Genomic DNA, 22,699 nt, shown 5'->3' on the forward strand with positions numbered 1-22,699 from the left:
GCAAAATAATGAAGGAAAAAAATAATTTTCAACCGTTTATCGCGAGAATGGAATAAGGTATGAAGCCAAAAACAATGTTTGAGAAAATCTGGGAAAACCATATTGTTCATGAGGAGGCCGGGAAGCCGTCCCTTGTTTATATCGACCGGCATCTGGTGCATGAAGTGACGTCGCCGCAGGCGTTTGAAGGATTGCGGCTGGCGGGCCGTAAGGTCAGGCGGCCGGATTTGACCTTTGCGACGATGGACCATAATGTTCCCACGACCGACAGGTCGCTTCCGATTGAAGACCCGGTTTCCGCTGTTCAAATAGAGACCCTGTCAAAAAACTGTAAGGAGTTCGAGGTGACGCTTTTTGATCTCAATCACCCTGATCAGGGGATCGTCCATGTCATCGGTCCTGAACTTGGTTTGACCCTTCCCGGAATGACGATTGTCTGCGGCGACAGTCATACTTCCACCCATGGCGCCTTTGGCGCGCTTGCTTTCGGGATCGGAACCAGCGAAGTGGAGCATGTTCTGGCGACGCAATGTCTCTGGCAGGACCGGCCTCAAACCTTTTTAATAGAGGTGAATGGAAAGCGTCCTTACGGGGTCGAGGCAAAAGATATGATCCTTTCGATCATCGGTCATATTGGAACGGAAGGGGGTGCCGGCTACGTGATCGAGTATGGAGGAGAGACGATCCGGGACCTCTCGATGGAAGAGCGGATGACCGTTTGCAACATGTCGATTGAAGGGGGCGCCCGCGCGGGGATGATCGCGCCGGATGAAAAAACCTATACCTATCTCAAAGGACGTCCCTATGTTCCCGGAGACTTTGAAAAAGCGGTTGCCGGCTGGAAGAAATTAACCGGTGATCCGGGCGCTCACTATGACCGGACGTTAAAGATCGATGCTGCGGCATTAACGCCGCAGGTGACCTGGGGAACGAACCCGGGCCAGGTGGCGTCTGTCGCCGACCGTGTTCCCAACCCTTCTGCCTTTTCTGATCCAAACGCCCGGAAGTCGGCCGAGCGGGCCCTGGAGTATATGGGGCTCAAGGCCGAAACGCCTATTGCGGATATTCCGGTCAGCCGGGTTTTCATCGGGTCCTGCACCAACGGGAGGATCGAAGACCTTCGCAGGGTGGCCGGTTTTGTGAAAGGCCGCCGGGTCGCTTCTTCGGTTTACGCCATGATTGTCCCGGGATCTCAGCATGTGAAGCAAAAAGCGGAAGAGGAAGGATTGCATAAAACCTTCAAAGAAGCCGGTTTTGACTGGCGGGAATCGGGTTGTTCGATGTGTCTGGGGATGAATCCGGATACCTTAAAACCGGGAGAACGGTGTGCGTCCACATCCAATCGTAATTTTGAAGGGCGTCAGGGTAAAGGGGGCCGTACCCACCTCGTCAGTCCTTTGATGGCGGCCGCCGCCGCGATTGAAGGCCATTTTGTGGATATCAGACAATATCATTTAAATGGGGAATAAGGAGTAAAGATGATGGAACCTTTTACAAAACTAAACGGAATTGTGGCTTCCCTTGATCTGAATAACGTCGATACCGACCAGATTATTCCCAAGCAGTTTCTTAAGCGGATTGAGCGGACCGGGTTCGGTCAGTTCCTTTTTTTTGACTGGCGGTTAGACAAAGACCATCGTTTAAATCCGGATTTTGAACTGAATGCCCCGCGTTATCAGGGCGCCGCGATTTTGGTGACCCGCGCCAATTTTGGGTGCGGCTCTTCCCGGGAGCATGCCCCGTGGGCGCTTCTCGATTACGGTTTTCGATGTATTATTGCCCCTTCGTTTGCCGATATTTTTTACAATAATTGTTTTAAGAACGGGATTCTTCCCGTCCGGTTGAGCGAAGAGAAAACCGAGACGCTTTTTCAGCATGTTCGGAAGACGCCGGGTTATCGGTTGACGGTGGACCTTCAGGAAAAGAAGATCACCTCTGAGGACGGCCTGGTCTTTTCCATCGAGGTGGATGACTATCGCCGCCATTGCCTCCTCAACGGCCTGGATGATATCGGACTGACCCTCCAATACGAGGGAAAGATAAAGGAATACGAAGCCAGACAGGCTTAATCGCCCAAGAACAGCGATAGGATTTGTAACTCCTTGTTTTGCCTGTCATCGCGAGCGCCCGCAGGGTGCGTGGCGATCTCGGTTCACGATGGCGAGATTGCTTCGCTTCGCTCGCAATGACAACTTTCTATCGCTGGTCTTGGGAATCGCTTGAAGCTTGATTGTAAGCAATGGGTTAGGTATACTAACAATTTAGAGTCTAATATTTTCAAATTAAATTCCTAACTTATTGAATTTACTTATTTTATTGGAGATTGTTTTTGAAGAAGGAATTTAAAATAGCCATTTTACCTGGCGATGGGATCGGTCCGGAGGTCATGACAGAGGCATTAAAAGTCATGGATCGAATTGAAGAAAAATTCGACATTAAGTTTAAACGGACCGAAGCCAATGTCGGGGGTGCGGGAATCGATCGGGAAGGAAAAGCGCTCCCCGATCGAACGGTTCAGATCTGCAAAGAATCGGATGCTATCTTATTCGGGTCCGTTGGCGGTCCAAAATGGGAAAATCTTCCCCCGCAGGAACAGCCTGAGCGAGGCGCTCTTCTTCCCCTCCGAAAAATCTTTGGTTTATTTGCCAATTTGCGGCCTGCGATCGTCTTCCCGGCCCTGGCGAAATCATCGGTGCTTCGTTCCGATATTGTTGGGGAAGGTTTTAATATTTTGATTGTGCGGGAATTAACCGGAGGGATTTATTTTGGACAGCCCAAAGGCCGGGAAAAAATAGAACAGGGGGAAAGAGGATTTGATACACTGGTCTATACGACTCCGGAAATTGAACGGATTGCTCATGTGGCCTTCCAGGCAGCGCGAAAGAGGTCAAAAAAAGTCACCTCAATTGATAAAGCTAATGTCTTAACCACCATGGTCCTCTGGAGAGAGGTTGTTACCCGGGTTGGAAAACTCTATCCCGATGTGACTTTAAGCCATATGTACGTCGACAATGCGGCTATGCAGCTCGTAAAGAATCCCAGGCAGTTTGATGTTATTTTAGCCGACAATATGTTTGGAGATATCTTAAGCGATGAGGCGGCAATGTTGACCGGTTCTCTCGGCATGCTTCCCTCTGCTTCTTTAAGTGAAGGGAGTTTTGGGCTCTTTGAGCCTTCCGGAGGTTCAGCTCCTGATATTGCGGGGAAAGGGATTGCGAATCCCATCGCGCAGATCCTTTCTTTTGGGATGCTTCTAAAATATGCCTGTCAATCGGAGAAGGCTTCCTTGACCGTTGAGACGGCCGTGAAAAATGTTTTGGACAGAGGTTTCCGGACATCTGATATCGCCTTGAATGCGGGAGCTGAAAAAATCGTCACCACGGGGGAGATGGGAGACTTAATTTCCATGGAGATTAAAGGAAGCTAAATGCTTAAGAAAAAACCGGCATATCAGGTTGCAGTCGTGGGAGCGACGGGGGTCGTGGGAAACGAGATGATGGAGATTCTGGAAGAAAGGGACTTCCCGGTCGAGACACTCCATCCGTTTGCTTCTCCGAATTCCGCAGGGAGAGTCGTTCAGTTTAGAGGCAAGGCCGTGAAGGTCAAGCTTTTAGAGCCCTCTTCTTTTGATGGGATCGATATTGCCCTTTTTTCCGCGGGCTCCCAAACGAGCCTGAAATATGGTCCCATTGCCGCTAAGGCGGGAACAGTTGTGATTGATAACAGCAGCGCCTTTCGAATGGAAAAAGATGTTCCTCTGGTGGTGCCCGAAGTAAATATAAAAGCAGCGTTTACCCATAAAGGGATCATTGCCAACCCGAACTGCTCGACCATTCAGATGGTGGTGGCGCTTTACCCCCTCCATCAGGCGGCGCGGATTACCCGGATTGTCGTCACGACCTTTCAGTCTGTTTCTGGAAAAGGTAAAAAAGCGGTGGATGAGCTGATGGAACAGACCCGCTCCCTCTTATCTTTTAAAGAGGTGGAGGTTAAAGAATTTCCCCACCAGATTGCCTTTAACTGTCTCCCGCAGATCGACGATTTTCTGGATAACGCCTATACCAAAGAAGAGATGAAAATGGTTAATGAAACCCATAAGATCATGGGGGATAACTCGATCCGGGTGACGGCGACCACCGTCAGGGTCCCGGTCTTCCGGTGCCATTCCGAATCGGTCAATATTGAAACAGAAAAGAAACTAAGCGCCAATGAAGCAAGAGCCGTTCTAGCGGTTTCTCCTGGAGTGATCGTCTTCGATGATCCCAAAAGAAAAATTTATCCTCTTCCCTCTGAACATGCCGGAAAAGATGAGGTCTATGTCGGAAGAATCAGAGAAGATTTTTCGGTTCCCTCAGGCTTAAACCTCTGGATTGTATCGGATAATATTCGCAAAGGCGCGGCGCTCAATGCCGTTCAAATTGCCGAGGAACTCATTAAATTCTGACCGTCTCATCCGGGGTATCCCCTTCGAGGGACAGCCCTTCTCCGTTGTTTCCACGACCCCTTTCCGGCTCCTTTTCCTGATTTTAAAAAGAGAACGGCCGCCCGGGCTTAAAATAGGAAAAAATGAAATGGAAGTTGAAACAGAATTAATTGAAAGAATAAAAAAGTTAAAAAAAGAAAGAAATGCGATTATTCTTTCCCATAATTATCAAATCCCCGAAGTTCAGGATGTGGCCGATTTTATCGGGGATTCTCTCGAACTTTCTTTAAAGGCGTCCAAAACGGCCGCGGAGGTGATTGTTTTTTGCGGGGTCCATTTTATGGCTGAAACCGCGGCCATCCTCTGTCCCGGTAAAAAAGTCTTGATGCCCGATCTTCACGCGGGCTGTCCGATGGCCGATATGATCACGGCGGATCAGTTAAGGGCCCTGAAAGCCGCGCACCCGGGCGCCGTGGTGGTCTGCTATGTCAACACCTCGGCGGAAGTAAAGGCCGAAAGCGATATTTGCTGTACCTCTTCAAATGCCGTTAACGTGGTTAACTCCGTTCCTCCGGAAAAAGAGATCATTTTTATTCCCGATAAGCACCTGGCTGAATTTGTGGAAGAACAGACGGGAAGGAAAATGATTGTTTATGACGGTTATTGTCCCAGCCACGTCAGAATGATGGCCGAAGAGCTTCAGAAAGCGCAAGAAACTTATTGCGATGCTCCTGTTCTTGTCCATCCCGAGTCCCCTGCCGACATTATCCGGGAGGCGGATCAGGTTCTCAGTACCAGCGGGATATGCCGGGTTTCAAAAGAATCGGCGGCATCGACCATTATTGTTGCGACAGAGCCTGGAATTCTTCATCGTTTGAAAAAAGAAAGCCCGGAGAAAACGTTTGTCCCGGCCTGTAAATGGTGCAATTGCGCCAATATGAAGATGAATACCCTTGAGAAAATTTTGTGGGTCCTGGAAGATATGGCAAATGAGGTGGTTATTCCGGCTGAGATTCAAAGAAAGGCAAAAAAAGCCGTTGAGAGAATGCTTCAAATTACGGCATAAAATTCCCTTTCCCTTATTTACGTGCCAGCCCAGGAGATAAGCAATGGCAAGAAGTTTAATTGTTTTAGGATTCGTGTTGGCGGGAGTTGGCGTTATTTTTCTCTTTGCAGAGAAGTTTCCCGATAAAATTGGCTGGCTGGGAAAGCTTCCGGGCGATATTTACGTTGAAAAAAAAGATTTTAAATTTTATTTTCCGCTGACAACCTCCATTTTAATCAGTTTAATCTTAACCCTGGTTTTCTGGTTCTTTGGAAAAAGATGAAACTCTCCGATTTTGATTATCCGATTCAAAATCATACGATTGCTCAATATCCTCCTCCCGTCAGAGACCAGGCGCGTCTTCTTGTGCTAAATCGCGCGACCGGAGAGATGGCTCATCGTCATTTTTCGAATTTGGCCGAGCTTCTTGAACCCGGCCAGGTTCTCGTCCTTAATGATACCAAAGTTTTTCCGGCGCGATTGACCGGTCACAGAGAGACCGGAGCCAGAACAGAGATATTCCTCCTTCATCCGAGGTCTTCTTTTCAATGGGAAGCCTTGTCCAGGGGAAAATTCAGAAAGTTCCATAAGGTTCATTTAAAAGGAGGATTAGAAGGGCGTTTTATCGAAGATTTAGGAGAGGGAAAGGCCCTGATAGAGTTTAAGGAAGAAGAAACCAGTGTTAAAAACCATTTTTTAAAGCATGGGGAGGTTCCGCTTCCTCCTTATATCCGGCGGGAAAACGGTCTGCAGACAGAAGATCGTGAAAATTATCAGACGGTTTACGCGAAAGCTTACGGATCGGTAGCCGCTCCGACGGCCGGACTTCATTTCACCCCATCCTTGTTGGACAAACTCGGGAGGAAAGGGGTTGAAATCGTCACCCTTACCCTTCATGTCGGGCTGGGGACGTTTAAACCGGTCCATTGCGAAGAAATAGAACAACATAAAATGGAGAATGAATTCTATTCGGTATCAGAGGAATCGGCAAAAAAGCTCCGGTCGGCAAAGGCTGAAAACCGGAAAGTCATTGCCGTGGGGACAACCACCACCCGCACTCTCGAGACGATTTCCACTCAAAAGGGTGAAATTGTGAGCGGGAGAGGGTACACGGAATTTTTTATTTTTCCGGGGTATCTCTTTAAGGCCGTTGACGGATTGATTACAAACTTTCACCTTCCCAGAACCACCCTTCTCATGCTAGTGTCTGCCTTTGCCGGGAGAGAGCTCGTTTTACAGGCGTATGAAACGGCATTAAAAGAAAATTACCGGTTTTACAGTTATGGGGATGCGATGTTTATCCTCTAGGAGGACGCAATAATGAGAGACCTGGATAATCTTAAAGAGCCGTCCGAGAAACATGGCTCAAAAATTAATTTTGCTCGAGCTTCCGCCATGATCATCTTATTGTTCGGGCTGCTGGCGGGGGCATTCCTCGCCTGGCGGGCAACAACCTCCGCTCCGAAAGAGCCGAAAAAACCAGACGTTCAAATTCCGGTGACAAAAAAAAATCCAGAGCCTGATTTAACGTTTTATAAAAACCTGAAAGATAAGAATGAAACGGAAAACAAAAAAGAACAAATTGTCGGATTAATCCCTCCCTCTGCCTCCCGCCCGGCGCCTTCCGGAGGCCAGACATCCGGTTTCGCTGAAAATCCAGTTTCACCTCGCTTTACTTTGCAGGTGGGATCGATGAAAGATTATCAGAAGGCTCTTCTTTTGAGTGAAAAGCTTGTAAAAAAAGGATTCCCGTCCTATGTCATTTCCGCTGAAATCCCTCAAAGAGGGATTTATTACCGAATTAGAGTGGGTCATTATGTGACCCGAAAGGCGGCAGAGAAGGTTCTCGAACAATTGAAGCGTCAGGGAGAGGCGGAAGTGATTCTGGCGCGGGAAAACGTCATGACCAGGTCACGTTAAAGAAGTTTTATTTTTTTTTCTTTGGAAAGGTTTTCGAGAACGGAAATCGCGGAATGAACCCGTTGTAGCCGGCTGTTTCTTTTCCGGATTGCATTGACGTCGTGGGAAGGAAAACCTTCCGCCCGGATGAAGTTCATGATTTTTCGAAGCGCGGCATGAAAAGGTTTGTAGTGCTGGGCTTCCAGCAGTTTAACGGTGAGCGGATTTAAGACGAAAAACCCATCCGCGATGTCTTTCGCAATTGCTTCAAGACTTTTGCCATTGACTTCCATAACTATAAAGATACCAAATTTTCTAAACCTGTCAAAGTCGTTCTAGAGCCAGCCATTGCCGTCTAAAACTCAAAATATCATCGATACTTTCTTTTGTAAAGGGGGGCCTCTTTCAAAAAAGTTTCCTTCCTACGAGGAACGTTTTTCCCAAATAGAGATGGCCAGGAGGGTCAAAGAAGCCCTGGAGGGCGGGTACCAGGTCATGATTGAAGCCGGCACGGGCACTGGAAAAACATTTGCTTACTTGATCCCGGCGCTTCTGAGCGGAAAAAAAATTGTCTTATCGACAGGGACAAAGCATTTACAGGATCAGATTTATTTTAAAGACCTTCCGATTTTAAAGGAAATAATGCCGAAGGCATTTTCGGCCGTTTTAATGAAAGGAAAGGAAAACTATTTATGCAAATACCGGTATGCTGATTTTGCGGTCAATCCCCTTTTGTTGAACCAGGATGAGATGCCCTACATTGACAAAATTACAGGGTGGGCAGATCAAACGGAAAGAGGAGACAGGGCGGAAATAGCGGGTCTTCCGGAAGGTTCCGCAATCTGGAAGGAGATTTCCGTCACCGGAAACCAATGTCATGGGAAAAATTGTTCCTATTATGACGCCTGTTTCATGACCCGGATGAAAAGGGAGATGGAAGAAGCGCAACTCATCATTGTCAATCACCATCTATTCTTTGCGGACCTGGCGTTGAAAGAAAACTCCTATGGACAGGTTCTTCCTGAATATGATGCCGTTATTTTTGATGAAGCCCATCTCATTGAAGAAATCGCGTCCGACTATTTTGGGAAAGCCCTCGCCCGGTTTCACTTTCTAGAATTCATTGCGGATGCGAAAAGGGAACTCAAAGCTCTCAAATCAAAAGAAACACAGATCTGGGAGAACCTTGACCAATTGTACAAGCGGTCTGAGGCTTTTTTTACTCTTTTCGTGGAGAGCCGTTCTCATGAAAACCGGTTCCGTCTGAATCCTTTTCAGCCAGGCTCTCCGGCAGGGGAGAGGGCCGCCTCTTTTTTAAACACGCTCCAATGGCTCAACGCCTCATTTTCAACCCTTCCGGAAAAAACAGAGGGGTGTTATAAAATTGCCGACCGGGCGGCCCAGTTAAAAACGGATGGCGAGTTTTTTTTGAAACAGAAGGATCCCTCTTTCATTTATTGGGGTGAGTTTCGAACCGGCGAAGGTGGAATGCACCTGGTTTTACATGCCACCCCTTTACAGGTCTCCGACTACCTTCAACAATCCCTTTTTAACCAGACAGGAGCGATGATCTTTACATCTGCCACCCTGACGGTCGATAACCGGTTTGAGTATGTCAAAAAAAGAACGGGAATGGCGCCGCAGGAAGAATATCAATTTCATTCGCCTTTTGATTATGCGTCAAACGGGCTGATTTATTTGCCGCCCCCGCTTCCGGATCCTTCGACCGATTTCTTTTTAAAAGCGGCGGCTGAAGAGATTGTTCAGATTCTTAAACTGACTTCAGGGAGGGCGTTTATCCTCTGCACGAGCCATAAAAATAAGGACTATTTTTATGGCTATTGCCGGGATAAGGTGAGGTTCTTGCTATTGAAGCAGGGGGAGGGGCCCAAAATGGAGCTTTTACAGACTTTTAAAAAAGAGGTCTCGTCTGTCCTGTTTGCGACCCAGAGCTTCTGGCAGGGGGTCGATGTCCAGGGAGAAGCGCTTTCCTGCGTCATCATCGACAAGCTTCCCTTTGTCTCTCCCTCCGACCCGGTTGCCGAAGCGAAAATGAACGAGTTAAAAAAACAAAACTTGAATTCTTTCCTGGAATATCAGGTCCCTTCCGCCATTATTTTGTTAAAACAGGGACTGGGCCGGTTGATCCGAAGTTCAGAAGACCGGGGTCTCCTTTCGATCCTGGATCCCCGAATCCGGCAGAAATCTTACGGAAAACAGTTTCTCGCCTCTCTTCCCCCCTGCCGGGTTACCTCCAACCGTCAAGACATTAAAGAATTTTTTAGTTCTTAGTAGAAATGGTCCGGAGCTCTGTCAATGAACGACGATTATGTTTGCCTCTTAACCAACAAATAAAGGTGCCCTTTGTGCGCATTAGGCGAGTTTGGTCAGACCTTTCACTTCTTGAAACCAAATTTAGATTTATATTATAAGTGTAGCACGTGATCCCAATTTCGGTTTTATTTATTTACCGGAAAGCGGTTTTTAAAACTGTTTGTAAAGGGCGAAGGGAATGTAATAACAGTTGGGTTTCCTACTTCCGGAAAAAGCATAACTTCCTGAAATTCACAGGCTTGGCCTATCTGGTCCGATACTCTACTATAAATGGAAATCGTTAAATCTTAATGCGTATTTTCAGACTTCCCTTTCTTATTTTTATAGTGTTTTAAAACGCTTGATTCCTCGACCCATAATCGTGGTTGGTTCTAGCCTTTCATATTTTAAACAAATCTTTCTTGACTTGTAGCCATAAGTTAGTAAAATGTATATACAGATAATAAAGGAGGTGTTCATGGAAACAGCGACAAAAAAAATAGCAAAGCATTTCAGACTGAGTCAGACAATGATCAAAAATGCCCAGAAAATCCTTGGCGCCAAGACTGAGACAGAGACCATTGAGTCTGCTCTTGCTGAGGTGATTTACCAGGAAAAAATGAGAAAGCTTATCGAGCGGACATCAGGTAAGTATACATTTGAGGGAATTAAATGAAGCAAAAAGCGGTTCCAGATACTTCATTCCTTATTGACCACTTTAGAAAAGGAACGGTTCAGGATTCGTTTCTTAACTTGACAAGGCATTATCACATTGCTTTCAGCTCTGTGGTACTGATGGAGTTAATTTCTGGTGCATATGACCCAAAAGAGCGCCGGCTGATCGAGCAAATCTACCACAACTTCACTGTTATTACGGTAACAGAGAGGCAATGGTATATTTGCGGAGACGTGATGATAAAACTTCGGAAATCCAAGAAAGTAGATCCACTTCGGATTAAGGGGTTGCTTGCTGATATCCTCATTGCAGTATCAGTCCGTGACATCGGCGCTGTACTTATTACCAGAAATGAAAAAGACTTTAAATTGATTCAAGATGTATTTGACTTCAAGTTTCTTCCAATAGAATGATTATCCCAACCGGTTTTGTTCATTAAACAGAGGGTTCCAAAATAGATCAGAATGGATGCCTGGAATTACAAGAAATAATATTAAGACTGACCACAAAACCTGTTATCGAGCATTGATCTAAAATCAATTAAAGGATTTGGGATCTTAAGAAATACGAAGGCCGATTTTTAATTCTTGACCAGAATGCAGGCGGCCTCATGATCGTCGCCGGCAGGGTAAAGGGGCGGGTCAATGGTTTCACATTCTTTGATTTTTTTCGGACAGCGGGATTGAAAACGGCAGCCGGTCGGAAGGTCGATAGGGCTGGGAATATCCCCTGAAAGAAGAATCTTTTCCTGACGTCGGGTGGGGTCTGGAATCGGAATGGCGGAAAGCAACGCCTCGGTATAAGGGTGTTTAGGATTTTTAAAAAGTTCCTCCGTTTTTGCCAGCTCGACGATCCGCCCGAGGTACATGACCGCGACCCTGTCGCTAAGATGGCGGACCATGTTTAAATCATGGGCGATAAAAAGAAGAGAGAGGTTGAATTCTTTTTGTAAATCTTCCAATAAATTGATAATTTGAGCCTGAATCGACACATCCAGAGAGGAGATCGGTTCATCTGCTATAATGAGTTTTGGAGATAGCGCAATCGCCCGGGCGATTCCAATCCTTTGCCGTTGTCCCCCTGAAAATTCGTGGGGATACCGTTTAATGGCGTCTGGATGCAAACCGATTTTTTCAAGTAAACGAAGGACTTTTTCTTTTCGTTCTTTTTTATCGCCTATTTTGTGAATGATAAAGGGCTCTTCAAGAATTTTCCCTATGGTCATTCTGGGGTTTAAGGAAGAAAAGGGGTCCTGAAAGATGATCTGTATTTCTCTTCGAAGCGCCCGCATCCGTTTCGAATCGATCTTTAAAATATCTTCACCGTTGTAAAAGACGCTTCCGGAGGTGGGTTCAATGAGTCTTAAAATCAATCGGCCGGTTGTTGATTTTCCGCTTCCGCTTTCTCCTACAAGCCCCAGTACTTCCCCCGGGAACAAATCGAAACTAACATCGTCGACGGCATGGACGACTTTTTTTTCTGAAGAAAAAAAACTTCCTTTGACCGGGAAGTATTTTTTTAAATGAGATACCGAAAGAAGCGGCATGATCGTTTCCGTCAAGTTTTTTTCTCCAGCCAGCAGCTTCCCCAATGTCCGTCCTCTTTTTCTTCGAGTTTCGGAGGGTCTGTTTTACAGATCTCCATAGCATAGGGACAACGCGGTTCGAACGCACATCCCGGGGGCAGCTCCGACAGCTTGGGAACGACCCCGGAAATTGCTTTAAGCCTCGTTTTCCCTCTGCCATTTTGATCAAATTTTGGAAGAGATTCAAGGAGACCTTGTGTATAAGGGTGGAGCGGATTGGCAAACAACGTTTGGGTTTTCACATACTCGACAATTTTTCCTGCATACATGACGGCGACTTCGTCGGCCGTCTCCGCGATGATGCCAAGGTCGTGAGAAATCAGGACGAGGGACATGTTGAGTTTTTCTTTCAAATGCTGGAGAAGATTCAGGATCTGGGCCTGAATGGTGACGTCAAGAGCGGTTGTCGGTTCGTCGGCAAAAATGATTTTGGGGTTGCAGGAAATCGCCATGGCGATCATGACTCTTTGACGCATTCCGCCGCTCAATTGATGAGGGTATTCATGGTATCGCTTGTCCTCGGAGGAAATACCGACCCATTTAAACAGCTCGATGGTTTTTTCTTTCGCTTCTTTTCGATTCATTTTTAAATGGAGCCGCACCATTTCGGCAACCTGCTCTCCGACGGTAAAAACAGGATTCAGGGAGGTCATCGGTTCCTGAAAGATCATTGAAATTTCTTTTCCTCTCCGCTTCCTCATTTCTTCGTTGCTCAGGGCCAGCAGGGACTGGTTTTCAAATAAAATTTCGCCGGAAATGATTTTTCCGGGAGGTGGAACCAGTCGTAACACCGAGAGAGACGTCATGCTTTTTCCAGAGCCGGATTCTCCTACGAGACCGAGAACCTTTCCTTTTTCAACATTAAAAGAAATGTCGTCAACGGCTTTTACAATCCCCTGCCGGGTATAGAAGTAGGTTTTTAAGTTTTTAATTTGGAGGATGGGGAAAGAATTCGGAGGCGTGGTCATCTATAGATCAGACTTCATCCTTTTTGGCCAGGGCCAGGTAAACACCCGCTTCTTTTCTGTCCGGATCAATGGATTGGGCCTCCTCCCACTCAACCCGTGCGAGGTTGGAAAACCCTTTGATATAGTAGGTAAGCCCAAGTTGAATAAAAGCAGGAATAAATTTGGGATTAATCTCCTTTGCTCTCATGAGGACCCGGATGGATTCGTCCAGTCGTCCCTTTTCCCGGAGGGTTACTCCGATCTGAGTAATCACATCGATTAAATTTGGCCGATGGAAGAGGGCTTTCTGGAATTCTTCCAGAGCCTGATCAAAAAGCCCGAGTTCCCGATACTGTTCCCCCAGGCGTTTATGTTCGCTGGCCAGTTTTCCCTGGATGAAGGGATCAAGCGTCTGCGGGGAGTTCTGAACAATATGGAGGGCTTTGTTAAAGACCTCCTTTGCTTCGTCAAACTGGCCCATATCGTTATAGGTGATCGCAAGATTAAGGGAACATTCTGTATATTTGGGATTGATCTGAAGCGCTTTTTCAAAAAATTCGGCGGCGTTTTTCAAATTTCCCTGTTGGTGGGCAATCAGGCCAAGTTTGTTATGAATATCGGCGTACCCTTTAACGTCTTCCCTCAACAAAGAAAGAAAGAGCGGCTCGGCTTCTGCGAATTTTTTTTCTTCGTACAGGTGGCTGGCTTCTTTTAAAATATCTTCAAAATCAAATCTCATTTTAAACTCTATTCCACAGAAAGGATGACCCTCTTCTAATACCCTGCGGGCAAGGCGGGCGCGGAGCATCCAAGCTCGCTCTGGAAGCGTTTTCACAGCGGGCATAAGTTTTTAAAAACTTTAGCTTCGCTGTAGAACCGCTTGCGAGCAAGCTTTGTCGGAGGGGGCGACGCAAGCCCATTTCATTACTGGATAGTCAATTTACTATAAAAATGATACACTGTCAAACCAACCAGGGGTTTAAATGAAAATAAAAACAGCTGAATTCGTAAAAAGTTGCGTCGCTCCCAGGTTTTATCCAAAGCCGGAGATTCCTGCCATTGCTTTTGTTGGCAGGTCAAATGTCGGCAAATCGACCCTCATGAACCGCCTGCTCAACCGCCATTCTCTTGTAAAAGTCAGTTCAACGCCGGGCAAAACCCAGACGATTAACTTTTTCCGGATTAACGAGGAATTTTTCTTTGTCGATTTGCCGGGGTATGGTTTCGCAAAGGTTCCTGAATCGGTTAAAGGTCAATGGAAAAAGATGATTGAAACCTATCTTTCTGAAAGTGAAAATTTAAGGGGGGTGGTTTTGCTGGTGGATATTCGAAGGGATCCGGTGCCGGATGATTTACTGATGAAAAAATGGCTGGAATCTTATCAAGTTCCCTGTTTCATGGTAGCCACTAAAGCGGATAAATTGTCTTCTTCTCAAAAAGCAAAATCACTCTCACAGATTAGAGAGGCGTTTCAGGTTGAGGAGTTGATTCCTTTTTCAAGTTTGACGGATGAAGGAAAAGAGCCGATCTGGAAGGAGCTGATAAAATTGCTCAAGGAATAGGCCGTAGGCGTTATTTAGGCGGAAGAGGGGAATAACGGTTATCTAAATCATAGGCCTGGTTAAAGGCATTTCGCGAAGGCTCCATTTTCCCTTCTTTATAGTAGGCGTACCCCAGGAGATAATAGGCCTCTTTGTAGTCAGGATTGATTCCAATGGCCTTTTCAAGTTCTGAAACGGCATCTTTATAGTTTCGTTTTTGATACCACTCGACACCTTTTTTAAAATGAATTAAAGCTTCTTTTTGGTCAAACAGCGGTTCATCGGATGTCTGCATTGGGCCTTCGGGTTCGTTCAAATCCGTTTGAGGATCATCTGTTTGAGCTGGAACAGATTTTTCTGTTTCTGGCGTTAAGGGTTGAGAAGTGGTTTGCTCCTGAGAAAGGGCCTGAAGGGAATATAGAGTAAGAATCATTCCGGTCAGGATCAAAATATATGAAAAATAAAATTTTTTCATCGAAGGTTTCCCGGATTATTAAAAGCCTTATCTTTCAACAGAGGCATATCTATTGTAGCACTTTTTCTTAAAATGGCCATCCATTCACCCATGGCTGTTTCACTTCTTTCCTGAAAAAGTCTTTCTTTAATCTCCTGAGAAACCTCTTCAAAAGGTCTTAAAACGGAAGGATTTTGATCCACCTTTAACAGGTGATATCCCGATTCTGTTTCAATGGGTTTGCTCCATCTTCCTGGTTCCAGGCTGAATGCCACCTGGTCGAGGGCCGCCAAAAGCTCTCCTTTTTTAAAAGAACCCAGCTCGGACAGGGTAAAATTTCGTGAGCTTTCCCGGTTTTCATCGATGAACTGCTCAATACTCTCTCCCTCCAGGAGTTTTTTAAACAAAAAATCAGCCTCTTTCTTTATGACTTCTTTGTCAGCGGGCTCCGCCAGAGGGGGAGATTTAAACAAAATTTGAGTAATTTTCCTTTTTTCAGGAATTTTAAACATCTCGGGATGACCCTGGTAATAACGTTTTATCTCCTCTTCCTTAATGACAATGTCGGGCAATATTTCTCTCTGAAAGAGTTTTTTGAGAAGGATCTGCGTTTTGATTTCTTCAGAAATTTTTTCGATGGTAAGGTTTTCTTTCTCAAGACTCCTCTTAAAGGCTTCCTCGTTTGCCAGGCCGTTTCGGACCCGGGTTTCTTCAATAGCTTGATGGATTTCAAGCTCCGAAACGGTAACCCCTCTTTTGCGGGCCGCCTGGATTTGTAAATTCTGGTCGATGAGTTGATTGAGAATGGCCAGCAGGGCGGCAGGGTCTTTTTTCTGTTCAGGGAGCAGTCTTTCCTGAATTTCGCTTAAAAGGATCGGTTCTGAGTTAACGACTGCCGCAATGCGGTCTGCAAGGATCGCTTCAGCCTGCCGGGGAATGATATTTGCCCAGACCAACCCAAATAAAAAGATGAACAAAATCGGTTTTTTCAAGTCGAGTTTCATAGATTAGAAGCCTTTAGAATGTTAGAAAATATCTTGATTTCGGTTCTGTTTCGCAATTCGATGGCCCATTTTGCAAATTGTTTGTCCCTTTTTTCCTGAAAAAGGAGGGTTTTAATTTTAGGGTTTTCTTCAGTTAAGGGAATGACTCTCTCCTTTCGTCTTTCCTCCACCTTAAAAATATGGTAGCCATAGGAAGTTTTAATGACAGGGCTTATGATTCCTATCGGGAGAGTCAGGGTCACCTCAAACCCTTCAGGCATTTGATCTGCGGTTAAAACCCCGACATCACCTCCAAGGCCTTTATCCGGGCTCACCGATTTTTCAGCGGCCATTTTGGCAAAGTCTTCTCCTTTGAGAAGGGCCTGACGGACTTCGTTGGCTTCCTTTTCATTGGGAAGAAGAATTTGGCGTATCTTGACACCTGCTTTTAATCTGTAGTCCTCGATATGCGCGTCATAATATTCTTTTATTTCCTGCGGCGTCGGTTCTTCGATATGACCGGTGGTTTTCTCCTCCAATTTTTGAATCGTATAATTTTCGGTAAGGCGTTGAATCCATCTTTCGTTAGTCAGCCCTTTGGATTTTAGCATTTCGCTGAATTCCTGTTCGGAATAATCGGCTTTATTTTTTTTGATCAGATCGTCCATGTCGTCTTTTGTAAGGGTGATTTTTTCTTTTTGGGATTCCTGAAGGAAGACTTTGGTCTGGATCAATTGTTCCAAGAGGTCTTTTTTCAAGTTATCCAGCGCTTCTCCCCTGGGGGGCAAGGGGATTTCTTTGCTAAATTCTGTAAGGGCCTGCTCCAGCTCGGATAATAGGATCGGTTCTCCCCCGACAATGGCGACCATCGGAGATAGAGGACCCTCCGGTTTTTTCTTGCATGAGGTTAAGGGGATAAAAAGAAAGATAAAAAGAATCAGGATGAGGGGGAAAAACCATGGGGTCTTCATTTTTAAAAATAATATACTATGGAACGAAAACAAAAGAAAGACAAAAGGAAAGGGGTTGTAGAGGGGGAACCCCCGCCGTTTACAGCTACAAAAGGATTTGCAGGACCTTTTTGGTTTCGGCCAGGGCTTGATGAAGATCGGCATCCCTCAAGAGGAGCTGAAATGAGAACTCCGGGATAAACCGGATTTGAGGGTTTTTGGTTAGTTTTTTTATGGTTTCAACAGAAACCTCATGGGAAGGATGGAGCGTGAAATATATTCCCTTCGAATTTTTATCAATCCGGCTAACTTTAATCACCCTGGCCAGGATACGGATTTCTATGAGTTTAAAGAGAAAAACCACCTCTTCAGGAAGCGGCCCAAACCGGTCTCTTAACTCCTCGCCCAATCCCTTTAGATCTTCCTCTTTCTGAAGAGAAGACAGCTTTTTATAAAAATAAAGCCTTTGGTAGGAATCGGGAATAAAACCTTCTGGAATAAAAGCTGAAATTCCGAGATGAAGGGAGGGATTGAATTCCTCTTCTATTTCCTTTCCTTTTAGTTCAGCCACGCAGTTCTCAAGCATCTTGATGTAGAGTTCAAATCCGATCGATGCAATTTCGCCTGACTGCTGGGTGCCCAAAAAATGGCCGGCGCCTCTAATTTCCAAATCCCGTGCGGCAATTTTAAAACCCGCGCCCAGTTCAGTGAACTCCTGGAGCGCTTTCAGCCGCTTCTGCGCCTGGTCGGTTAACACCGATGGGTTATCGATCAGCAGGAAGGCATACGCCTGCTGACCGGATCGTCCCACCCGCCCCCGGAGCTGATAGAGTTCGGAAAGGCCGAATTGGTCCGCCCGGTTAATGATGATCGTGTTGGCCCTCGGAATATCCAAACCTGACTCAATAATTGTGGTGGAAAGAAGGATCAGATGTTCCCCTTTAATGAATTGGCTCATCACCTCTTCAAGCTGATGTTCATTCATTTGGCCGTGTGCAATTCCAATTTGAACATCGGGAAGAAGTTCGGCGATGAAATTTCCAATCTTTTCAATGCCCGCGACGCGGTTATGGACAAAAAAGACCTGACCCTGGCGGTCGAGCTCCCGTTTAATCGCTTCGCGGATAATCCGTCGGTCCAGACGGGTAATGACGGTTCGAATCGCCAGCCGGTCCGCGGGGGCCGTTTCAATTACTGACATGTTCCTCAAATTCATCAATGACATTTGAAGCGTTCTCGGAATGGGGGTTGCGGTCAGGGTTAGGACGTCGATCGATTTTTTAATCTGTTTGATTTTTTCCTTATGAATGACGCCAAACCGTTGTTCTTCATCGATGACCAGAAGCCCCAGATCCTTAAAGTGTACGTCTTTCTGCAAAAGGCGGTGCGTGCCGATCAGGATATCCACCGTTCCTTCGGTCGTCTGTTTAAGAATATTTTTTTGTTCTTTTGGAGAGCGGAACCGGCTGATCATTTCTACTTTTACCGGAAAAGGGGAAAATCGTTTTGTGAAATTCTGAAAATGTTGTTGGGCCAGCAGCGTCGTTGGCACTAAAATGCAAACCTGTTTGTTGTCTTTAACCGCTTTAAAAGCGGCTCGCATAGCCACCTCTGTTTTCCCGTATCCGACATCTCCGCAGATTAACCGGTCCATAGGTTTTTCATTTTCCATATCCCGGATAACGTCATCAATCGCCCGGAGTTGATCGGGCGTTTCTTCGTATTCAAAGGTTGCGGCGAACTCCTGGCTCATCTCGTTTTCTTCGGAGTAAGAATAGCCTTTGGCAACCTCTCTGGCGGCGTAAAGGTCAAGAATTTCCCTTGTCATCGATTCGAGGGTTTTTTTGACTTTTTGTTTTCGAGTGGCCCAGCTTGACCCGCCTAATTTGTCTAACAGGGGCGTGTGCCCATCCGGTCCGGAATATTTTGAGATCAGGTCCAGGCTGTCGAGGGGGACGAAAATTTTATCATGGTCTTTATATTCGATTGTTAAAAAGTCACTGGTGACCCCGTCGATGGTAAGGTGTTTAAGCCCCAAATACCTTCCGATTCCGTGATTGGCATGAACGGCCAGATCATTGGCTTTTAAATCTTCTAATGACGAAAAGAAGGACTTGCTTTTTCTTCTGATGGGTGTTTTTACCCGGTGAGATTTTCCAAAAAGATCTTCTTCCGTTAAAAAAGCAATGGAAAGGTTTTTAAAAAGGAATCCCGAGGTTAAACTTCCGGTGGCCAGAAAAACCGGAACGTCTGGAATCCCGGCGGTTTTTAGAGGCGGACTAAACCGGGAAACCGGAATTTGATGCTCGGTGCAAATATTGATCAGACGGGAAATCTGGTTTTCCGATCGGCAAACCAGGAAAACGGTAACATTTTTGCGAATGCCTTCCAGAAGTTCGGTCATTTTTTGAAACGACAGACCTGGAAGCCCAAGGCCGAGTTGAGCTGGAGATTGAATTTCAAAATGAAATTTGTGAGTTTTTGGTTTGGCTCCGGCGGTTTCAAACCGGAGCGCGCTGAGATAAAGAGAAGACCATTGACCGGCCTCCTGAAGGAGGCCCCTGGCGCTATGGTACAGGTTCTGCGGGGCTTTTACGGCTGTCCGGTGTTCCAGCGCCTGTGTGTAATATTCAAAAACCTGGGCTTCAAAAGCAAAGAGCTCTTTTTCCATCTGATGGGGCTCATCCACAATGAGGAGGCTTTTGTCTTTAAAATAAGAAAAAAGCGAGCTTAATTCCTTTTTGTGACCGCCTCTTTTTTTGTTTAAAACTGGCCAGACTTCAACCGATTCATGGGAGGCGACCGATTTTTGATCGAAGGGGTTGAAGCTCCTCAACGATTCAATGAGGTCCCCTTCAAACTCCAGGCGAAAGGGAAGGTCTTGATCAACAGGCCAAAAATCTAAAATACCCCCCCTGTGAGAAAATTCTCCGGGGCTCTCCACCATGCCAACGGGTTCAAATCCAATCCCCTCCAGCTGTTCCAAAAGGTGGTCTTTCGGACATTGGTCGAATTGCCGGAGCGCTAACGCCCCTTTTTTAAATTCATCCGTCGCGGGGATATGAGAAATGAGAGCTTGCACCGAGGTCACCACCACTGCTTTCGACTCGGGCGGAAGCTGGCTTAAATGACGAAGGGCGCGGGTTCTTTCAGAAACAATGCCGGGAGGAGGCTCTACCTGCTCATAAGGGATGATTTCAAGGGATGGGAAGTAATACACCTCCTCCGAAAGGCCCGAAAGGGTAAAAAAGAATTGAAGGTTGTTAATGAGTTTTTCCGCCTCTTCAGAGGTCGGTGTCAGGATTAAGACGGAACGGTTGAGTTCTTGAAACAAGCAACTGATTAAAAAGGCTTTAAAAGCATCCGGGATCCCTTCAATGCGAACAGGGTTTTTTAAAGAAATCGAATCGATTTCCTGAATAATTTGCTGGATTTGATTAGAGGCTAAAAGGGAGGACATCGATTGAGGCTACTCTGTTTTTCCGCATCGTGCGACGATTTTCTCAATAAGTTTGGTTGTGGAATAGCCGGGTGTAAAGGGGATCGATACCACTTTGCCTCCTTCTTTTTCAACCAGGTCTTTCCCGATAATTCCCTTGATTTCCCAGTCGCCTCCTTTGACTAAAACATTGGGTTTGAGAAGAGAAATCAACCGGTAAGGATCCGGTTCGTCAAATGTCGTTGCATAATCCACACATTCTAATCCCGCGAGCATTTCCAGGCGGTCGTGTTGCGGCGATAATGGGCGCCTGTCCCCCTTTAATTTTTTTACCGATTCATCGCTGTTAATTCCGATCATTAAAAAATCGCCGAGCTGTTTTGCCCTGATTAAATAATGAAGATGTCCGGGATGAAGAAGGTCAAAACAGCCATTCGTAAAAACAATGGTTTTCCCGCGCTTTTTCAGATCAGCGCAGATTTCTGATAATTCTTTTTCGGATTTTATTTTGCGGTTAAGATTCACTGGAAGCCAGAGATTCGATGATGCCGGCAGCAAGGAGAGGAACCATTATTTCGTGGTGTCCGGTGAGGCGGTACCCTTTTCCTCCCTGCAGGGTGGGCCGCGTGACGACATTCGTAACCGGCCGGTAATGTTGTAAAAAATCCATGTTAACGGTTGTAAAATGGTCGACTTGATGCTTGAGATTCCGGGCAATGGTTAATGCCTTTAAAAAGACCTCGGGCATAATGACGGAAGAGCCGATATTCAGATAGACTCCCCCTTCCAGCTGGCTGACGACCGATGTTAAACGATGAAAATCCCTTAAAGATCCCTCGCCGATAGAGGCGCCGTCGGCCGAAGGATGCATGTGAATAATATCTGTCCCAACGGCCACGTGGATCGTCACGGGGATTCCCAGCCTGGCTCCGGCAGCCAGAAGACTATTGCCGCGGTATGGAAACTTCTCGGATAAAAGCTCATTTCCAATGGCCTCGCCTATTCCGTACCCCTTTTTCACGCCATCCGAAATCATTTCGTTTAATATCCGGCCGGTTTCCTCAGCCATTCCAAAAGTCCCGGAGCCCAGTTCCGCGGCGACATCTTCTGATGTGTGCCCGATGAAGGCTAGTTCAAAATCATGAATGATTCCCGCGCCGTTCATCGAAAGGGAATTAATGACCCCTTTTTCCATCAGGTCTATTAACACGGGGTTTAACCCGACTTTGATGGGGTGAGCTCCCATTCCGACCATGACGATGTTTCCTTCACGGTGGGCCTTAACGATGGCGGAAATAATTTCTTTCAGATCGCCGGCGGCTAAAATCGGCGGAAGCTGATTTAAAAAGCTCCGAAACGAATTTCCGGCGCGGTGAGGAACGGCTTCATCATCGAGCTTAACCTTGCTTTTCCGGTTTTGGATAGAGTAGGTTTTGACCTTTTTAAAGTCAATCGGGGGAAATTTTTTCATTGAGAGGGTTCTGTGATCTCAGGGTTGCTTAAGCGATCCGTATAATAATTCATCAACCAGTTCACAGATGACATGTCCGAGCGTGATATGGGTCTCCTGGATTCTGGCCGTGCTGGCAGACGGGACGATAAACGCCAGGTCCGACAAAGAGGCGAGTTTCCCCCCTGTCCCTCCGGTTAACCCGATCGTTTTAATTCCCTTTTCTTTCGCGGCCAAGACGCCTTTAATCACATTGGGAGAATTTCCGCTTGTGCTGATCGCAAAAGCAATATCACCGGCTTCTCCAAGCGTTCGAATCTGGCGGGAAAAAATCTCGGAATAATCATAATCATTGCTGATACTGGTGATGACGGCCATATCGGTTGCCAGAGCAAGCGCGGGAAGACCGGGGCGCTCGATTTTAAACCGGTTTACGAATTCCGCCGCAAGATGAGAAGCGTCACAGGCGCTTCCACCGTTTCCAAAAAACAGGAGTTTTTGGCCTTTTTTTAAGGCTTCTACAGTTTTCTGAACGGCCTGAACGATTTTATCAGCAGACCCATTGACAAAATCTTTTTTGGTTTCAATACTGTTGTCAAAAAGGTCGCGGACTTTTTGATGAAGAATTTCCATAAGAGAAGGGCTTCTAATCTGACTCGGGCTCTGAATTTCCATGTTTATGAGTGACTTTATCCTCATCAAACATGTCCTGCAATTCCTCTTCTAAAAGTTCCGCTTCGTTCGGCACTTTAATCAGGGGAATAGAAAGCGATATCGGTTTTTTGGGAGGTTGCTCCCCCTTTTTTGGTTCTTCCGGCATGGAGACCCCTTTCTAATTAAGTCTATTTTAAATATGATGGTCTCGTAAAAAGTCAGCATACTGGAATCAGATGAAAATATTGATCAGAAAACTCATATTTCCCTTTATTTTCAAGGGTTTTTGTGGTAAAAAGCTTCTTAATTCCACACTGTTTAAGGAGCCATCGTGATTTAT

Annotated in this window: 24 protein-coding genes; 12 read left to right on the plus strand and 12 right to left on the minus strand. The window is 46.1% G+C overall.

The features are described from left to right. The first annotated feature begins 59 nt into the window (after positions 1-59). From leuC to HYR79_06910, 8 genes are all read left to right on the plus strand, one after another. Positions 60-1,469 carry a 3-isopropylmalate dehydratase large subunit gene (gene leuC / locus HYR79_06875; protein MBI1821417.1) on the plus strand — a complete coding sequence of 470 codons (1,410 nt, stop codon included), beginning with the start codon at positions 60-62 and terminating at the stop codon, positions 1,467-1,469. Positions 1,470-1,481: 12 nt separating this feature from the next. Next, the gene (gene leuD / locus HYR79_06880) at positions 1,482-2,069 is read left to right on the plus strand and encodes a 3-isopropylmalate dehydratase small subunit (GenBank protein ID MBI1821418.1); all 588 of its coding nucleotides are present in this window, start codon (positions 1,482-1,484) and stop codon (positions 2,067-2,069) included. Positions 2,070-2,329: 260 nt separating this feature from the next. Next, a complete protein-coding gene (gene leuB / locus HYR79_06885) occupies positions 2,330-3,427 on the plus strand; it encodes a 3-isopropylmalate dehydrogenase (protein MBI1821419.1) in 1,098 nt (365 codons plus the stop codon). Further along, positions 3,428-4,444 carry an aspartate-semialdehyde dehydrogenase gene (locus HYR79_06890; protein MBI1821420.1) on the plus strand — a complete coding sequence of 339 codons (1,017 nt, stop codon included), beginning with the start codon at positions 3,428-3,430 and terminating at the stop codon, positions 4,442-4,444. It abuts the gene before it with no gap. A 127-nt stretch (positions 4,445-4,571) separates the two neighbouring features. Continuing rightward, complete coding sequence (gene nadA / locus HYR79_06895; GenBank protein ID MBI1821421.1) at positions 4,572-5,489, plus strand: quinolinate synthase NadA; 918 nt, start codon at positions 4,572-4,574, stop codon at positions 5,487-5,489. 43 nt (positions 5,490-5,532) lie between these two features. Beyond that, positions 5,533-5,751 (plus strand): DUF2905 domain-containing protein, encoded by a 219-nt coding sequence (locus HYR79_06900; protein MBI1821422.1) that lies wholly within the window; start codon positions 5,533-5,535, stop codon positions 5,749-5,751. Further along, positions 5,748-6,776, plus strand: coding sequence for a tRNA preQ1(34) S-adenosylmethionine ribosyltransferase-isomerase QueA (gene queA / locus HYR79_06905; GenBank protein ID MBI1821423.1), 1,029 nt, complete (start codon positions 5,748-5,750; stop codon positions 6,774-6,776). Before HYR79_06900 ends, queA begins: the two co-directional genes overlap by 4 nt. Before the next feature lie 12 nt (positions 6,777-6,788). Continuing rightward, complete coding sequence (locus HYR79_06910) at positions 6,789-7,388, plus strand: SPOR domain-containing protein (protein ID MBI1821424.1); 600 nt, start codon at positions 6,789-6,791, stop codon at positions 7,386-7,388. Here the strand turns inward: HYR79_06910 and HYR79_06915 are convergent. Beyond that, positions 7,385-7,660 carry a hypothetical protein gene (locus HYR79_06915; GenBank protein ID MBI1821425.1) on the minus strand — a complete coding sequence of 92 codons (276 nt, stop codon included), beginning with the start codon at positions 7,658-7,660 and terminating at the stop codon, positions 7,385-7,387. The genes HYR79_06910 and HYR79_06915 overlap by 4 nt on opposite strands. Positions 7,661-7,715: 55 nt before the next feature. Here HYR79_06915 and HYR79_06920 point away from each other — a divergent pair, with 55 nt between their 5' ends. The 3 genes from HYR79_06920 to HYR79_06930 all read left to right on the plus strand — a co-directional run bounded on the left by HYR79_06920 (position 7,716) and on the right by HYR79_06930 (position 10,769). Next, positions 7,716-9,659: an ATP-dependent DNA helicase gene (locus HYR79_06920; protein MBI1821426.1), complete on the plus strand. Its 1,944-nt coding sequence runs from the start codon at positions 7,716-7,718 to the stop codon at positions 9,657-9,659. 499 nt (positions 9,660-10,158) lie between these two features. Further along, the gene (locus tag HYR79_06925; protein MBI1821427.1) at positions 10,159-10,356 is read left to right on the plus strand and encodes a hypothetical protein; all 198 of its coding nucleotides are present in this window, start codon (positions 10,159-10,161) and stop codon (positions 10,354-10,356) included. Then, the gene (locus HYR79_06930) at positions 10,353-10,769 is read left to right on the plus strand and encodes a PIN domain-containing protein (GenBank protein ID MBI1821428.1); all 417 of its coding nucleotides are present in this window, start codon (positions 10,353-10,355) and stop codon (positions 10,767-10,769) included. The genes HYR79_06925 and HYR79_06930 overlap by 4 nt, the downstream gene beginning before the upstream one ends. Positions 10,770-10,936: 167 nt before the next feature. On the opposite strand, the gene HYR79_06935 is transcribed toward HYR79_06930, so the two are convergent. From HYR79_06935 to HYR79_06945, 3 genes are read right to left on the minus strand one after another with little or no spacing between them, the layout of a single operon-like run. Continuing rightward, positions 10,937-11,902, minus strand: coding sequence for a dipeptide ABC transporter ATP-binding protein (locus HYR79_06935; GenBank protein MBI1821429.1), 966 nt, complete (start codon positions 11,900-11,902; stop codon positions 10,937-10,939). A gap of 11 nt (positions 11,903-11,913) precedes the next feature. After that, the gene (locus HYR79_06940) at positions 11,914-12,909 is read right to left on the minus strand and encodes an ABC transporter ATP-binding protein (GenBank protein MBI1821430.1); all 996 of its coding nucleotides are present in this window, start codon (positions 12,907-12,909) and stop codon (positions 11,914-11,916) included. 7 nt (positions 12,910-12,916) lie between these two features. After that, positions 12,917-13,627, minus strand: a complete 711-nt coding sequence (locus HYR79_06945; protein ID MBI1821431.1) for a tetratricopeptide repeat protein — start codon at positions 13,625-13,627, stop codon at positions 12,917-12,919. Positions 13,628-13,871: 244 nt separating this feature from the next. Between HYR79_06945 and HYR79_06950 the strand changes: the two genes are divergently transcribed. Continuing rightward, positions 13,872-14,450: a YihA family ribosome biogenesis GTP-binding protein gene (locus HYR79_06950; protein ID MBI1821432.1), complete on the plus strand. Its 579-nt coding sequence runs from the start codon at positions 13,872-13,874 to the stop codon at positions 14,448-14,450. A 10-nt stretch (positions 14,451-14,460) separates the two neighbouring features. On the opposite strand, the gene HYR79_06955 is transcribed toward HYR79_06950, so the two are convergent. The 8 genes from HYR79_06955 to HYR79_06990 all read right to left on the minus strand — a co-directional run bounded on the left by HYR79_06955 (position 14,461) and on the right by HYR79_06990 (position 22,525). Further along, entirely contained in the window at positions 14,461-14,904 is a 444-nt protein-coding gene (locus tag HYR79_06955) for a tetratricopeptide repeat protein (protein ID MBI1821433.1), read from the minus strand. Continuing rightward, positions 14,901-15,875 (minus strand): peptidyl-prolyl cis-trans isomerase, encoded by a 975-nt coding sequence (locus HYR79_06960; GenBank protein ID MBI1821434.1) that lies wholly within the window; start codon positions 15,873-15,875, stop codon positions 14,901-14,903. The genes HYR79_06955 and HYR79_06960 overlap by 4 nt, the downstream gene beginning before the upstream one ends. Before the next feature lie 8 nt (positions 15,876-15,883). Beyond that, positions 15,884-16,837 carry a peptidyl-prolyl cis-trans isomerase gene (locus HYR79_06965; protein ID MBI1821435.1) on the minus strand — a complete coding sequence of 318 codons (954 nt, stop codon included), beginning with the start codon at positions 16,835-16,837 and terminating at the stop codon, positions 15,884-15,886. Positions 16,838-16,922: 85 nt separating this feature from the next. After that, complete coding sequence (gene mfd, locus HYR79_06970; GenBank protein MBI1821436.1) at positions 16,923-20,276, minus strand: transcription-repair coupling factor; 3,354 nt, start codon at positions 20,274-20,276, stop codon at positions 16,923-16,925. A gap of 9 nt (positions 20,277-20,285) precedes the next feature. Beyond that, positions 20,286-20,780 carry a D-glycero-beta-D-manno-heptose 1-phosphate adenylyltransferase gene (gene rfaE2 / locus HYR79_06975; GenBank protein ID MBI1821437.1) on the minus strand — a complete coding sequence of 165 codons (495 nt, stop codon included), beginning with the start codon at positions 20,778-20,780 and terminating at the stop codon, positions 20,286-20,288. Beyond that, positions 20,770-21,726, minus strand: a complete 957-nt coding sequence (locus HYR79_06980) for a hypothetical protein (GenBank protein MBI1821438.1) — start codon at positions 21,724-21,726, stop codon at positions 20,770-20,772. The genes rfaE2 and HYR79_06980 overlap by 11 nt, the downstream gene beginning before the upstream one ends. Positions 21,727-21,744: 18 nt before the next feature. Further along, positions 21,745-22,338: an SIS domain-containing protein gene (locus HYR79_06985; GenBank protein MBI1821439.1), complete on the minus strand. Its 594-nt coding sequence runs from the start codon at positions 22,336-22,338 to the stop codon at positions 21,745-21,747. Between the two features lie 13 nt (positions 22,339-22,351). Then, on the minus strand, positions 22,352-22,525 hold the full coding sequence (locus HYR79_06990) for a hypothetical protein (protein ID MBI1821440.1): 174 nt from the start codon (positions 22,523-22,525) through the stop codon (positions 22,352-22,354). Between the last annotated feature and the right edge of the window lie 174 nt (positions 22,526-22,699).

The organism is Nitrospirota bacterium (assembly GCA_016178585.1).
Taxonomy (GTDB): Bacteria; Nitrospirota; Nitrospiria; order JACQBW01; family JACQBW01; genus JACOTA01.